Origin of the sequence: Chryseobacterium sp. MDT2-18, assembly GCF_030815285.1 — a bacterium.
In the GTDB taxonomy this organism is placed as follows: Bacteria; Bacteroidota; Bacteroidia; order Flavobacteriales; family Weeksellaceae; genus Kaistella; species Kaistella salivictor.
In genome coordinates, this window is sequence record NZ_JAUSWQ010000013.1 from 1 (window position 1) to 15,089 (window position 15,089).

A 15,089-nucleotide genomic window follows, 5' to 3' on the forward strand; every position below is an offset into this window, starting at 1 on the left:
TATAAATTTTTAAATGAAAGGTAAAGTTGAGATTTTACAATAAATAGACTATTTTTGAAAAGCAGTTACCGCTCACCGAAGGTGTTGCTTGAACAGCGGTTTTGCAATAGTGCGGGATTTTCACAAGTTTAACTATTTTAGATTTTCCGAAGATTAGTTTATAATAGAAAGATTTGGCATTTTTACGCCGCACCATCGCAAAGCCGCAAAACGTTATGCGACATTTTATAAAGCAACGCTAAATTGAAAATTTCCGAATTAAAACAAAACAAAACGATTCACAGACCTACTCAAAATTTTGATGAATTTGGACATAGAATTTATCAAGAATTTGATTACGATTTCGATTTTGCCACACATTCTAATGAAATTTATTCTATCAGATTTTTTGCGAAGATTATCGACATAATACCTGCTTTTTTAATCGTAAGGTTCTTACTTCATCAAAATATTTTTTTAAGTTTTATTTATTCTATTCCAATTATTATAATTTTAAATTCAATATTAGAGTGGAAAACTGGACAAACGCTAGGAAAGAAAATTTTTAAATTAAAAGTAGTTGATGATTATGCGAGGTACCCAGAGTTTATAAAATCTTTAAAACGTAATTTCTTATGTTTGATCAATTTATTTCCAAGTTTTTACGATATTCAAGACAGAGCCGGAGTTTGGGCAACTGGAATGCACTTTAATATGCAGTTAAATAATAAATTTTGTCAAACTTACGTCATAAAAGAAAACATTTATTTTAAAATAAAAGACTTATTAGATAAAAAAACGCCGCATAATAACTAAGCTTTCGTTTTGTCTGCAAGACAAGAAATGAAAGCCCGTTGAACCTAAGGCTTAGCTGAGAGTTCAACAATATTTTAGATAAAAAACGAAAACTAGGTGTAGTGAAAAGGATTCAAAAACAAATTACTAAATTTGGTTTGACTGACAAAGACATTAAAATCATAACCGGATGATTATCAATAGAATAATTTAACGTTAGTCAGAAGTTTATTAAAACCCATATCAAAATGAATTTTAATTATTTAGCAAAATTTTTATGAGTGATTCTATAAAATTAAAATTCGGATTTTGGAATTTTAACTTTAATTTTTGGACAGGAAATTCTTTTCGTTATGACGACTCAAGAATATTTGACACTAAAATATTAATTGTTGATACTTCGACTTTAAATCCTGAATATTATTCGATGTCAAGCAAAGAAAAAAAAGAAATACGTAATCATTGGATTAATGCACTTCCGCTACTTTATGATGTCGAATATTTGATGACAACTCATCAAATAGATCAGGAGTTTTTTGATTCTATCTGTAAAATGAAAAATCTAAAAGGTCTTTACGTAAAATGGGGGAAAATTGACAATACTTCCAACATTAAAAATCTTGAGAATTTAGAGCATTTATATTTTGGTAGTAACCCAAGAATTACTTCATTAGAAGGATTTGAAGCATTAAAAAAACTAGATCATTTAGAACTTGAAAATTTTAAAGCGGTTTTTGATTTTACAACTCTTAGAGAATTAACAAACTTGAAAACTCTATCAATTACTGGATCAATTAGTGGTCCTTCCACACCAATTAATGACTTGTACTTTTTAAATAATCTCAATAAGATCCAAGAAATAGCATTCGATATTTCACTCAAAAACAAGGATGTTTCTCCTCTTTATCGATTTTCAAAAATGGAAAGATTATTCCTACCTTCATCACTAGATAAAAAATTACGAAAAGAACTAAGTAACAAATAAAAAAACCTGCAGATAATAACTAAGCTTTCGTTTTGTCTGCAAGACAAGAAATGAAAGTCCGTTGAACGGAACCTCCCTGCTGCGCAAAGTCTCCGACTTTGAGCCACAATAATTACATTCCTCATAAATTAATGAGATACGGTTTTTTCTGATTTATACGGTTTGAAGACAGATGCTTTAAGCACAAGTTCCAGATTAAATTTTTTGATGATAAAATGAGCGTAAACTAATAAGGGAATAAGTCTCTGGAATGTTGATATGATTTTTCCTTATTGACTTCTTTGTAGTATCGTTCGGAACATTGATTAAGAAGATCTTGAGTTTTCTGCAAATCATTTCGAAGTTGTTTTACCCAAATAACAAGCAGTAGGATGATTATTACTGCGATAACATTGTAGATTTTTACAGTTTTCATAGAATTCGTTTTAACAAAAATAGAAACACAAATGATAATCAGTGAGTTTTTTGATAGAAAGGGTGAAAATATCTCGCGGAATTGCAATCCGTGACTATTTTCGATATAGAAATATATAAAATTGATGAATAATCCTAATGGGAGTTGGGATTTTTTGTTTTTAGGGGAAACCGTAATTGGGATTGAAAAGTTGTTTGTATTTTTAGAGTACAATAAAATGCAAATACTTTGCTATATTTGGTTTAATAATAATGTATCACTATAGTCATACAAATACACCCAGATTTGGGCGGCTTTATATGATTTTGTCATACATATAAACGAGTTATGTGTGATTTTAGAAACCTGCTGAAAGAGAGAAATTGATATGAAATTTAAGGTGAATAAAGGAAATGAAATTGAGGGAGAATTAGACATTTTCGTTTCTAATAATGAAGACGAAAATGATGGTGAGAATACAACGTGGGATGAAATCTTAATTTGTGGAACTCCAAAAGGACTAAAATCACTTGCAAAACTACTTTTGGAAATCGCCGAACTTGACCAAGAATCTGTGGAAGATAAACACTTACCAATTGGAGAAAGAGAACATTATCATTTACGACCAGGAATAGAACTTTCTACAAGTTCAAACAATGTAATTGTTGGAAGACTCGATGCAAAAGGAACTGGAGAATTTATGGACAGATTCATTCCAAAAAATAAAGCGTGAAATTTCAAAAATAACGTAGAAAAAAAACCACACATAGTAACTAAGCTTTCGTTTTGTCTGCAAGACAAGAAATGAAAGCCTGTTGAACCCTTAGGGTAAACTCCAACTCCGGTGGCTTTTCAACAGCATTTTGGCGGTCTATGGAGTTTTCGTTTTTAGAATTTAGGATATTAGAGCAGTTTTTTAGAAGGACTGCTTTTTTTGTGGCGTTTGGTAGCCGTAATGAGAGTTTTTCTCCGTTTTTTTTCGCTGCAGGAAACTAATTCCTTACCCACAATGTTTATTTTGCAAACGAGGCATTGAAAACGGCAAGAAAATCCTGTGGCGGTCCTATCTTTCCGAAAATCGCAATGGTGGCCAAGTTTCCTTCTTTACAACACCGGCATTTCCTGAGCAAATTTTGAGGTACAAAAACAGTTCTTTTCACTTGTAAACTTTCTTGTAAATCCCGTAGTTTGCCACCGCTGCCGCACCAATCCTTTCGTGTGGCGATCGCACATCAAACTTTTTCAGGTGGTATTCGATAAAGATCAAATATTCTAAAAAAGACCACTGAAAAATATTTCAAAATGTTTGAGCCGATTAATCTTTCTAATCGGCTCAGTATTTTTAGTGTATTTGGGCCAAATATTAAACACAATCGGCTCGTGACCTACAGTTGGCAATTAGAAAACTTCCCGACCTTCACTTCAGCACAGAGTAGCTTATTTAATGATTACTTTCTGAGAATAAATTTTAAGATGATCAGATGAAATGGTGATGAAATAGATTCCTGATTTTAAGGTTGAAATATCGATGCTTTGATCCTCTTTAACCTTGGTTTCCAAAACTTTTCTTCCTTCAGCATTATTGATTTCTGCAGTGTTATTCCTGGTTTTTAAACCATCAATAAAAATCTTTCCGGAAGCTGGACTCGGATAAATCTTAAATGAATTTTGCGGGTGTTCTCCGGTTGCCAGAGTGGTGGTGCTTATTTTGTAAATTTTGCCGTTATTCACGGCAGCTACATAAAGTTCTTTGCCTGAATCTTCTCCGAATGTTGCAAAATTATTCCCTGTAAATGCAGAGGTCCAAACAATGGAGTTGTCGGCATTTAAAATTCCGATTTGGGTGGAACAGTAATCAGCAAAGATATATTTACCAGTTAAGGCCGGATAGGCAGTTCCGCGGTAAACATAGCCTCCTGTTATCGAGCATTTGCCACCGGTGTGATTATACACTGCAATTGGAAAAGTCATGGTGGAAGAGTTTGCACAGCCGGTGGTATTGTAAGCGCTGTTTCCTTCGTAGCAGCGCCATCCGTAATTGATTCCGGCCTGTGTTATGGGCATTCTGTTGATTTCTTCAGTCTGACTTTGCCCTACATCGGCGATCATTGCATTTCCTGTTGCTAAATCGAAAGAAAACTTCCATGCGTTTCTAAGTCCATAAGACCAGATTTCATCCGCACCATCAATTCCCACAAATGGATTATCCGGTGGAATAGTATATGCTGCGGTAGAATTTACATCAATTCTGAGTATTTTTCCCAACAGCGAATTTTTGTTTTGGCTGTTGTTATTGGGGTCTCCCGCACTTCCGCCGTCGCCTGTAGAAATCCATAGTTTCCCGTCTGGCGCAAAATGAATGCTGCCGCCGTTGTGGTTTTCAAAAGGTTTCGTGATGTTGAGTACTGTTTTTTCAGAAGTAGGATCTGCTGTATTCGGATCTGCAGAATTCACCGAATATCTTGCAACGGTGATATTGCCGGCAGTGTTGTTGTAAAAAACGAAGAAATAGCCGTTGGTGGCATACTGGGGATGAAAAGCCAGCCCCAGAAGTCCTCTTTCTCCGTTGAACGTTATTTTCGTGCTGATGTTCAGAAATGCAGTGGAATTGACTGTTCCGTTTGGCTGAATAATTTGGATGATGCCGTTCTGCTGAACAACAAAAAGTCTGTTGTCATTGGCATTTACGATCTCAACAGGACTTGTTAATCCTGAGGCAAATTCGGCAAGTACAATATTCTGTGAAGAGAATAATGCTGCAGAAAGAATTCCTGACAGAAGGAGTATTTTTTTCATAATAAGTTGGTTTTTAAGGTCTTGTGAAGTTAGCCATAATTTTTATAAATTAAATATTAATTATGATTTATTGGGAATTCCCCCGCTCTCAGAATTCTCTGATTTTGAAGCTTTTTTGTAAAATCCTGAGGAGAGTCTGCATTTTTGCTTTAAGCGAAACAGTCAGGTGATGGATATTGTTTTATATCTTTATTAAACTCAAAGTAAAGGCATTACAGGATCGTGTGTTATTTTCAACTGGACCGTTATTTCCTAACTGCGTATTTTAAATATTTCATTAGAGTTTCTATTGGGATTCAAAATAATTGTCTGTTTTTTTTTAAGATACTATGGTTTATTGCGCTATTTGAAATTATGCGTATATTTGAGAGTATAGGCTATATTCTCAAAAATCGTGAAAAGGAAAAGATGAAAATTTATTATTTTTTGATAGTTTCAACTTTAAAGGAATACTGATCAAAGATAATATCAAACTAAAATTGAATGAACAGAAATGGATTGTGATTATTGCCCTATCCAGATGCCTAAAAATGAAAATAAAATAATTCCTAAAGAATACTTAACGGAAAAATAACCGAAGAAGGAATTGAAGTAAATAATGTAAAATAACCGAAATAGACTATTCAGAATTTTTAATGAGAAGTGAAAGTTGGGAAAAAAATTGAAAAAGTGCAGCCTATAACAGCAGTTTGCAAAAATGGCGGGTTGTGGGCTTAATTTAAAGCGGGTTCCGTACTTCTAAAGTCACTGATCAATCGAAGTATAGGCTTCATTGTTCAGCCACTTATGCAAGCTGCAAAACGTTCGGCAATGTCAAAACCAGATTCTGTATGAAATATTTTCTTTCTGTTTTTCTTTTAATTATTACCTCAGTAGGTTGTGAAAACAAACTTAAATCTAACGAAGCAGATTTAATTAAAGTTGGCTATTATCCTCCTTTTATTCAACATTTTGAAATAATAGCTAATCTGAGTAACAAATCTCTGCTATTTTATAATCCATCAAAATATTTAATACCTCCACCGCCGCCGCCTCCTAAAAACGCAAGTGATGAGGAATTAAAAAGAAGAGGAGATGAACATCAAAAATTTGTCGATGAAAATCCAAAATTAGAACCTGAATATTTGGAATTAAATAATGACGAGATAAAAGCTATTCAAAAAATCATTACTTCTTTCCAAGAAAAGGATTTTAAAGAGGATGAAAAAAAATACCCCATAATTGATGGTGCAAATACAAATACAGTAATTCAGCTAAAAGATCATCGAATTTATTCAATTGGTGGTTATGAAGGAACAAACACCGATAAAGAAATTGAATTAACGTCAAAAATATTTAGTTTATTTAAATTAAAAAGTAACTCAAAGGTAAATAAGCTTTATATTGAAAAGCTCGAAAGAAGATAACACTTCTGCTAATAAGTTATTTCTACATGCGCGTATAAAGTTTTCATCGATGATTTTAGCGATTAATTAAGTTTTTTAGCAAGTCGAAATTTTGGTATTTTTATACCGTCTGTAGAAATATCCAACCGTTAGCCAAAGTCGCCCTGCCATGAAAAACAGTTGAGTTTTCGCAGTAACGGTTAGGTTGTATTTTATTGAAAAATCAGTAAATTAATTTATCATCTAACAAATAAAAATTTAATAATTATGTCGCTACAAAACAAAAGGCTTTTGCTTATTATATTAGCAGTGCCTGCACTGCTACTCGTACCGCTTATTGCAATGCAATTCAGCACTGGTGTTGACTGGGAAGTTTTTGACTTCATAATAATGAGTGTTCTACTGTTAGGAGCAGGATTGCTCTGTGAACTTGTCCTAAGAAAGGTCAGAAGCACTAAAGGAAGAATCGTCCTTTTCGGTATTGTACTGTTAGCTTTTATACTCATTTGGACAGAACTTGCAGTTGGAATATTTGGAACCCCTTTTGCAGGAAGCTAAAAAACTGAAAGTACAACGCCATTTTCCTGATGTCGCGAATTTGTAATCCGTGAAGCTTCCAACACAGAATACTTTTTTATAAAAGTCCCGGCTTTGAGCTGTTATATTTTCGCATCCTGATGTCGCGGTAATCCGTGATGTTTTACTGCACCCAATGATTGTCCCATCTTTTCCTGAGGGCTTTCTTTTCGGCGGACAGGAGATAGCTGCCGGTATTTAAAGCGGTGGATTTCAGATGCCGGTGTATTTTTTTACAGTCGTTTCAAAAAGGTCGAGATCAAATGGTTTTGCCAGATAATCATCAGCACCGGCTTGTTCCGCCAGTGCACTGATATTGCTGTTGGCAGAAAAATAAAGGACAGGAATGTTTTTCAGGGCGTCATTGGATTTCAGCAGACGCGTAGCTTCGATACCGCTGATGTCCGGCAGCCAGTTATCCATCAGAATAAGATGCGGCATATAGTCGGCAACCTGCTGTTCAACGCTGTTGGTGGAGGGCGAGGTTTTTACTTCGCATCCGATATCTTCAAGAATTTCCGTACACAGTTCAAGAATTTCGAGATTGTCATCGAAAATAAACACTTTTTTGGTTTCTTTTATTGAATTTTTATCAGTCATTTTCCTAAATTATTAATATAGTTGGGCATTTCCCCGGTATCCAGCACCGCGTCAATGGTCACATGTTCCAGGGCATATTCGGGCATATAACTCACCACTGCCGACGAGGGATTTTGGATAAGCGCTTTGCCGCCGTATTCTTTTACTTTCTGCAGCCCCGCCGTGCCGTCACTGTTTGCACCTGAAAGCAGCAAACATACCAAATTTTCTCCATATACTTCCGCAGCACTTTCAAAAGCTACATCAATGGAAGGCCGTGAAAAATTTACTTTTTCAGAGGCATCCAATGAGAAGGTTCTGTCGTTTTCGATGAGTACATGGTAGTCGGGCGGAGCAATGTAGAGGGTTCCGGGTATTATTTTTTCTTTTTCTTCGAGCTCTTTTACGTTAAGCTGGGTTTTTGAAGCTAGAATATGGGTCAGGATGCTGTCCTTGCCCGATTTGCGGTGCAGCACAATAATAATGGGAAAGGCAAGCGCAGGATCGAGCCCTGGCAATATTTTGATAAGAACCTCCAGACTGCCGGCCGATCCGCCGATCATTAATGCTTCACACGGTTCCATTTTAATGTATTTTGCGCCATATTTTGGCAGATTTCAGCCTTTCATAATTCTTCGATACAGTGGAGAAGTCAAGCGTTTCCTTGGTGCCGAGAGCCAGATAACCAAATTTTTCAAGGCTGTTGTCAAAGAGCTCGAAAACCGTGTTCTGAAGCGGTCTGTCAAAATAAATGAGAACGTTGCGGCACAGAATAAGTTGGAATTCATTGAAAGAATGGTCCGTCACCAGATTGTGGGTGGAAAAAATAATTTTTGATTTAAGGTCATCGCTGAGTTTCCCGAGCGAATAGTTCGCCGTGTAATAATCTGAAAAATTTTCGCTGCCGCCTGCGGCCATGTAATTTTCTGTATACAGTTGTATTTTGCTCAGCGGAATCATTGCCTGTGCTGCATTTTCTAAAACGGCACTGTTGATATCAGTCGCATAGATCAGCGATTTATGGAGCAGGTTCATTTCTTTGAGAAAGATCGCGACAGAGTAAGCTTCTTCCCCGGTACTGCAGCCTGCCACCCAGATCCGGATGAAAGGGTAGGTGCCGAGTTTGGGAAGGATTTCGGTTCTGAGGGTTTTATAGAAAGCAGGATCCCTGAACATCTCGGTGACATTGATGGTCACCTGTTCCAGAAAACGTTTGAAATACCCCGGTTCTGTTCTTATTTTATACCGGTATTCTGCAAAACTTACAAACCGGTCCAGCTCGTAAAGTCTTACCATACGGCGCTTCAGCGAGGCTCTGGAGTATCCTGTAAAATCGTACCCGTATATTTCCAGTATATCGGAAAGCAGGGTTTCCATGTTTTCGTCGCTTTGTTCGGATTTCACTTTTTTTATGGGATTAATTGTTGGAGTACCTGTAGCAGTTCATCAACGTTCACCGGCTTCGAGAGGTAGCCGTCGGCACCGGCCTCAAGGCATTTTTCCCGGTCTCCTGTCATCGCCTGTGCTGTGATGGCAATTACCGGAATTTCTTTCAGTTCTTCGTCGCTTTTCATTTTTCCGATGGCTTCATAACCGTCCATTTCCGGCATCATCATATCCATCAGCACGACGCCGATGTTTTTATTATCGGACAGCAGCTGAAAACCCTGCCTGGCACTCAGTGCGGAAACACACCGGTATTTCTTTGCGTTCAGAACGGCGTTCAGTGCAAAGATGTTTTTGCTGTCATCGTCGATGATAAGAATTTCCTTTTGGCTTTTCATACATTGAAATTTTAGATTTTGTCGTACAGCCAGACTCTCAGTAAAGAAACCAACTGATCGATATCCACAGGTTTTGAAATATAGTCGGACGCACCTACAGCGATGCATTTTTCGCGGTCGCCCATCATGGCTTTCGAGGTCACTGCCAGAACCGGCAGATTTCTGAACTGAGCGCTGGACCTGATTTCGCGGATGGTTTCGTAGCCGTCCATTTCCGGCATCATCATATCCATCAGCACCACATCAATGCCGGGCTCTTTTTCCAGTACTTTCAGGGCTTCTTTACCGTCCATTGCAGGCAGGACTTTCATCCCGTGAATTTCGAGGGCCTTGGTCAGCGAGAAAATATTTCTCACGTCATCGTCGGCAATCAGCACGGTTTTGTCTTTCAGGATGTTCCGAAGTTCGCCTTCATTTCCAAATCCTGACATTCTTTCGTGTTTTTGCTTGTTCTTTTCTTCTACCAAATGAAGGAACAGGCCTGCTTCATCGAGAATCCGCTGATAGGAGTAAGCCGTTTTTACTACAATGGAATCTGCATATTTCTTAATCCGGTTTTCTTCCCCTTTAGAGAGATTTTTTCCTGTGAATACAATGATAGGAAGCTGCTCCAGCCCTTTGTTTTGCTTAATGGTTTCCAGGGTTTCGTACGCGTTTCTATCGGGCACGCCCATGTCCAGGATGACACAGTCGATTTCACGGTTGTGCAGGGATTCGATGCTGTCGGATACATTGTTTGCGATGTCGGTCGTGATATTATTGGCGCTTAGGAAATAGCTTAAGGCTTTGGCATGCTGTTCATTTTCCTCTACAATAAGTACTTTTTTAGGAGACCGGTTCAGCGCGTTTTCCAGCTTGCTGAAAATTTCCTGCATCTGCTCCAAGGCAAAGGGTTTGTTGATGAAATCTACCGCGCCTCTCAACAGGCTTTCCTGTTTGAATTTCATGGAAGACATGATGTGTACCGGAATCGGCTTGGTTTCCGGATTGGATTTTAAGGCTTCCATCACCTGCCAACCGTCCATAATCGGCAACTGGATATCAAGCAGAATGGCCAGCGGCTTGAAATGCTGCGCCATTTCGATGCCGGCATCGCCGCGCACCGCTACAATGGCTTTGTAGTTTTTGGTTCTTGAAAAGTCCAGCAGTATTTTAGCAAAAGCAGTGTCGTCTTCAATGATGAGAATGACTTTGTCGCCTTGCTGAATATCATCGCGGTCATCTTCAATCTGCTGTGGAATTCGGTCAGTCACAAAACGTTCCGGCAGTTTTTCCGCTTCCTGAACCAAATACGGAGTTGCTTCTTCCTGCTTCTGAGCGGGTAAGGCCACGCCTTCCTGATAATCGGTCGGTACCACGAGCGTGAATTCGCTGCCCTGGCCTTCGGTACTCTGCAGCTGTATTTCTCCCCCGAGCAGACGGGCGAGTTCGCGGCTGATGGAAAGACCGAGGCCTGTACCGCCATATTTGCGCTGGGTAGAACCGTCTGCCTGCTGGAAGGCTTCAAAAACCATACGGATTTTGTCCTTCGGTATCCCGATTCCCGTGTCGGTGACTTTGAAATATACTTTCTCCTTCTTTTCGTCACTGGAAACGTGCAGCGTAATGCTTCCTTCAGAGGTAAATTTAATGGCATTGGAGAGAAGGTTTTTAAGGATCTGCTCCAGACGCAGTTTGTCGGTGTGTAAAATTTTGGCAGCCTCTTCATCCGTTTCGATGTTTAAAGCCAGGTTCTTTTCCTTGGCCATAGGCTTAAACAGCATCTGCATATCCGCCGTAATTTCTGCTAAAGGCACCTCATTGATTTCCAGGGTCATTTTGCCGGATTCTATCTTGGAGAGGTCCAGTATTTCATCGATGAGGATAAGCAGTCCCTGACCGGAGCTCTGCATCACTTCTGCATATTCTACATATTGCTCATCGAGGTCATCACTTTCCGTCATCAACTTGGAAAGCAGTAAAATAGAATTAAGCGGGGTTCGCAGTTCGTGCGACATATTCGCCAGAAATTCAGATTTGTATTTGGTGCTTTGTTCGAGTTCAATTGATTTCTGCTGAATATCGGTATTTCGCTGTTCGATAAGCGCGTTTTTCTCCTCAAGCAGGCCGGTTCTTTCTTCAAGTTCCTGGTTGCTCTGCATGAGTTCTTCCTGCTGTACCCTAAGTTCTTCTTCGGAAGCCAACAACTTCTGAGACTGCGCTTCCAGTTCTGCATTAATGTTTTCCAATTCTGAATGCTGGGTCTGCAGTTCTTCTGACTGTGCCTGCGTTTCCTCCAGCAATTCCTGAAGTTTGATCCGGCTCTGGGCACTGTAAAAGGCCAGACCGATATTTCCGGCAACAGAACGGAGAAATTCAAGCTCCCGGGCGGAATAATCGTGCATGGAGCCAAGTTCGATTACACCAAGGGGTAAATTGTGCCGCGTGATGGGGAGTGCAACGATATTTTTGGGTTTCGTACTGCCGGTGGCGAAACTGATGGTTATGGCATCATCCGGAATATCCTTTACAATGATTTGTTTTTCAGAACGGAAGGCTTCTCCGGCAATGCCTTCGCCTATTTTGAGTTTTCTGGCGGTAGCGTCTGCCAGTGCGTAACTTCCGGTAAGATGCAGCTGATTGTCCTCGCCCTGCAGGTACACCGCCGCCACATGGCTTTGCGTATTGGCTGTAACTTCTTCCAGAATACTCGAGGCCAGTTTTTCCATGCTTTTGTTTCCCATCATGCGGTCGTTCAGATGCGCAATGGTAGAACTCAGCCATTCTTTTTCTGCCAGGGTGTTAAATGAACTCTGCAGTGATTCTGCCATCCGGTTCAGCGGTCCAGCGACACTGCCCAGGGTTTCCTGAGCGTTCTGATCCCAAAGGATATTATAATCGCCACGGGAGATTTGTGCCGCTACTTTTTCGATGGCGATGAGGCGGTTTTCTGTTTCGTCATTCTTTTTTTCAAGCTCCTGCGTGAGTTTTGTTTTTTCGTTGAAGTCCTGCAGAACTTTGCGGTAAAAAACAAGCGTAATGGTGATGGCCAGAATGGCGGAAACAATAATCAGCCACGGCGTGTAGGAGGCAAACTTATCCATAATTTCCGTGCGGGATTTCAGAATGGCCTGTTCCTCTTTCTGCATAACGGTTACGATACTTCGGATTTCATCCATGTATTTTTTTCCGCTGAGGAGCTGCTCAGGGGTTACCTCTTTGTTTTCTTTTTTGTGGTTAAGATTCCGGTCCAGAATATCAACCCGCGTGATAATACTGCTCTCTAGTTTTTCGAGATTTTTGGTTTGTCTGTTGGTATTGGTCACTTCAGCGGATAATGCATTGATGCCTTCTGATATTTTTTCCTTTGCATTGTTATAGGGCTCCAGAAAACGCTCGTCGCCGCTTAATAAATAGCCGCGCTGACCGGTTTCGGCATCTTTTACCAGAGAAAAAACATGGTCCAGATCCTGAATGATCCGGTTGCTGTTTTTTACCATCGAAGCACTGTCTATCAGATTTTTAATACTGATAAATGAAGCCATGGAACTTATGAATAAAAGGAGCAGAGACAGCCCCAGTCCATACAGAAGATTATTTTTAAAATTCATCATTGTAAATTATTGGTTTTTTCCTTCAGGATTTGCCGGTATAGTGAAGTAGAATTCCGATCCTTCCCCGGGTTTACTGTGAACGCCCACGGTTCCTTGATGTCTTTCTATGATTTCCCGGCAGATGTAAAGCCCGATTCCCAGTCCCTGGAACCGTTCTGAGGTTTCCTCGATCCGGTAAAATTTATCGAAGATTTTCTGCTGATGCTCCTCTGACATCCCAATGCCAAAATCCCGCACCGAGAAGTAAACATCATCCCCCTGCATCATGGCGCTGAGGTGGATTTCTTCGGTATCGGGCGAATATTTAATCGCATTGGTAATGAAATTCACCATTACCTGTTCGATGCGCATTTCATCACCGTACACATTTCCTACGTCATGTCCTTTCTTGATGATTTTGATCTGAGGATTGGACTGCTGCATGATTTCAGTAATATGGCCAAACAGATGGTCGAAGCAAAAATATTTTTTGTTAAACTTTAGCTTTCCGCTTTCAATTTTTGAAATATCCAGCAGGTCTGCAATGAGCAGGTTTAATTTTTCAACCTGGTTCTGTACTTTATGAAGCCTGGTTCTTATTGTTTCGATGTCGTTTTTATCCAAACTCCGTTCCAAGAGCTGGATGTATCCCTTGATGCTGGTCATGGGCGTTTTCAGTTCGTGGCTGGCAATGCTGATAAACTCATCTTTTTTGCGTTCTGCCTCTTTTCTGAACTCAATTTCTTCGCGCAGCGTTTTCTGCATTTCGTTCAGCGCACGGCTTTGCTCATAGATCCGGTAAAATGTTTTCACCTTGAGTAATAAAATATTCATATCAACCGGTTTGCTGATATAATCGAGCCCGCCGGAAGAATAGCCGCGGGTGATGAGGTTGAGATTGGCGCTGGCGGCGGAAAGAAAGATGATGGCGGTTTCTTTGGCTCTGCTGTAACCGGAGATGGTTTCGGCCACTTCAAAACCGTCCATTCCAGGCATCTGAACGTCAAGAATAATCAGGACATACGATTTTTTAAGGATCTTTTTCAGGGCCTCTTCGCCGGATGATGCGGTATCCACCTCAAAACCGTTTTTTTCGAGTACTTTTTTTAAGGAGATTATATTTTCGGGAGCATCATCTACAATCAGGATCATTTTTTAATATTTGTGTTAAAAATTTAATGCAAAAGTTTCCAAATATAAGAATTTTGAATCTTTTGACAATAGGAAAGAGTCGGTGAAGGAGCGGCTCTTTATTTAGAGCCTGTTAAGAAATGATAAAAAATACTTGAACCAAAGGAGCCACAGAGAAAATTTAGAAAGAGAATGCCAAAAAAGTAATAAAGGTAACTTTTTAGACCGCCTGCTTTTTTTCTTTTTATGGCAAACCGTTACTGGGACTGGAAAGGTATCTGTATTTTAGATTCCAAGAAAATGCAAATACTTTTATTATATTAGATTTAATAATAATGTTTTAATATAGAGATACAGCGACATTAAATCATCAATAAATGAAGTCCTTACCGAACAAATTAGAAAACCAAAAGATGAGGCTATGAGAAAAATACTGTTCTAATTTATTTTCACTTTTATATTAATAAGCTGTAACAAAATGAAAAATTGGTGAAGCAATATTTTGAATATTTTAACAATCACCAGATAATCTAAATCTGTATAATTTCTTGCACTGCTGAGCTACTAATGCTCCGGTTCAGAAACAATCTTTACTTTAACAGGATTCTGGTGGATATGATGAATTTTATCTTTAATCCGCCGATTTTAAAATTCTTCTTCAGCAACGGTCTTGCCAAACTTTAAAATGGTGCTTATGTGCTAAAGGAGTACATGATTTTTAAAATAGTCCAATATCCGCTGTTTTCTGCTTTGCTTTTAACAGTATTTCAGTAACAGACTTGCTTTACGGGTTTTTTGTAAAAAGCTGCCGGACGGGAGCGCCGTTCAATAAACCTTAGCTTTTTTTCTTTTTTTGATCTTTTCAACTTCTCACAGACAAAACATTTGGGATTGACCAGGCGTCTTGCGAAATGGATGCTTACGGTTCTGCCGGTTCGTTCTGAGCTGCCTCTTACACAGTGCCGGAAGCCTCTGCATGTTGGAGGAGATGCTGCTGTTTTCTCTTTTACTTCAATGTCCCCTGCGCCTTTGTAGAAGATCTTGTTATGAATTTTTTTAATTTTTTAACATAAATTGGCATAGAAGTTGGAAGAGGGTTACGCGACTGGAACT

At 39.1% G+C, this 15,089-nt stretch carries 12 protein-coding genes; 5 read left to right on the top strand and 7 right to left on the bottom strand.

Translation table 11 applies throughout. The features are described from left to right. Positions 1-243: 243 nt before the first annotated feature. The 3 genes from QF004_RS12270 (at position 244) to QF004_RS12280 (ending at position 2,886) form a co-directional block, all read left to right on the top strand. Complete coding sequence (locus tag QF004_RS12270; protein ID WP_307426739.1) at positions 244-795, top strand: RDD family protein; 552 nt, start codon at positions 244-246, stop codon at positions 793-795. Positions 796-1,051: 256 nt separating this feature from the next. Beyond that, positions 1,052-1,759 (top strand): hypothetical protein, encoded by a 708-nt coding sequence (locus QF004_RS12275; protein ID WP_133439830.1) that lies wholly within the window; start codon positions 1,052-1,054, stop codon positions 1,757-1,759. Positions 1,760-2,541: 782 nt separating this feature from the next. Next, on the top strand, positions 2,542-2,886 hold the full coding sequence (locus QF004_RS12280; protein ID WP_307426745.1) for a hypothetical protein: 345 nt from the start codon (positions 2,542-2,544) through the stop codon (positions 2,884-2,886). Between the two features lie 704 nt (positions 2,887-3,590). Here the strand turns inward: QF004_RS12280 and QF004_RS12285 are convergent. After that, positions 3,591-4,949 (bottom strand): PQQ-dependent sugar dehydrogenase, encoded by a 1,359-nt coding sequence (locus QF004_RS12285; protein ID WP_133439870.1) that lies wholly within the window; start codon positions 4,947-4,949, stop codon positions 3,591-3,593. 830 nt (positions 4,950-5,779) lie between these two features. On the opposite strand from QF004_RS12285, the gene QF004_RS12290 reads away from it, so the two are divergent. After that, positions 5,780-6,355 (top strand): hypothetical protein, encoded by a 576-nt coding sequence (locus tag QF004_RS12290; RefSeq protein WP_133439871.1) that lies wholly within the window; start codon positions 5,780-5,782, stop codon positions 6,353-6,355. A gap of 246 nt (positions 6,356-6,601) precedes the next feature. After that, the gene (locus QF004_RS12295) at positions 6,602-6,892 is read left to right on the top strand and encodes a hypothetical protein (protein ID WP_307426750.1); all 291 of its coding nucleotides are present in this window, start codon (positions 6,602-6,604) and stop codon (positions 6,890-6,892) included. 231 nt (positions 6,893-7,123) lie between these two features. Here the strand turns inward: QF004_RS12295 and QF004_RS12300 are convergent, their stop codons facing one another. Genes QF004_RS12300 through QF004_RS12325 form a run of 6 tightly spaced genes read right to left on the bottom strand, consistent with a single transcriptional unit; the run spans position 7,124 to position 13,997 of the window. Next, entirely contained in the window at positions 7,124-7,510 is a 387-nt protein-coding gene (locus QF004_RS12300; protein WP_133439873.1) for a response regulator, read from the bottom strand. Further along, entirely contained in the window at positions 7,507-8,073 is a 567-nt protein-coding gene (locus QF004_RS12305; RefSeq protein ID WP_133439874.1) for a chemotaxis protein CheB, read from the bottom strand. The genes QF004_RS12300 and QF004_RS12305 overlap by 4 nt, the downstream gene beginning before the upstream one ends. A 1-nt stretch (position 8,074) precedes the next feature. Then, the gene (locus QF004_RS12310; protein ID WP_307426755.1) at positions 8,075-8,893 is read right to left on the bottom strand and encodes a protein-glutamate O-methyltransferase CheR; all 819 of its coding nucleotides are present in this window, start codon (positions 8,891-8,893) and stop codon (positions 8,075-8,077) included. A gap of 5 nt (positions 8,894-8,898) precedes the next feature. Continuing rightward, a complete protein-coding gene (locus QF004_RS12315; protein ID WP_307426759.1) occupies positions 8,899-9,273 on the bottom strand; it encodes a response regulator in 375 nt (124 codons plus the stop codon). 11 nt (positions 9,274-9,284) lie between these two features. Continuing rightward, positions 9,285-12,866 carry a response regulator gene (locus QF004_RS12320; protein ID WP_307426762.1) on the bottom strand — a complete coding sequence of 1,194 codons (3,582 nt, stop codon included), beginning with the start codon at positions 12,864-12,866 and terminating at the stop codon, positions 9,285-9,287. Between the two features lie 6 nt (positions 12,867-12,872). Next, positions 12,873-13,997, bottom strand: coding sequence for a hybrid sensor histidine kinase/response regulator (locus QF004_RS12325; RefSeq protein ID WP_133439878.1), 1,125 nt, complete (start codon positions 13,995-13,997; stop codon positions 12,873-12,875). Between the last annotated feature and the right edge of the window lie 1,092 nt (positions 13,998-15,089).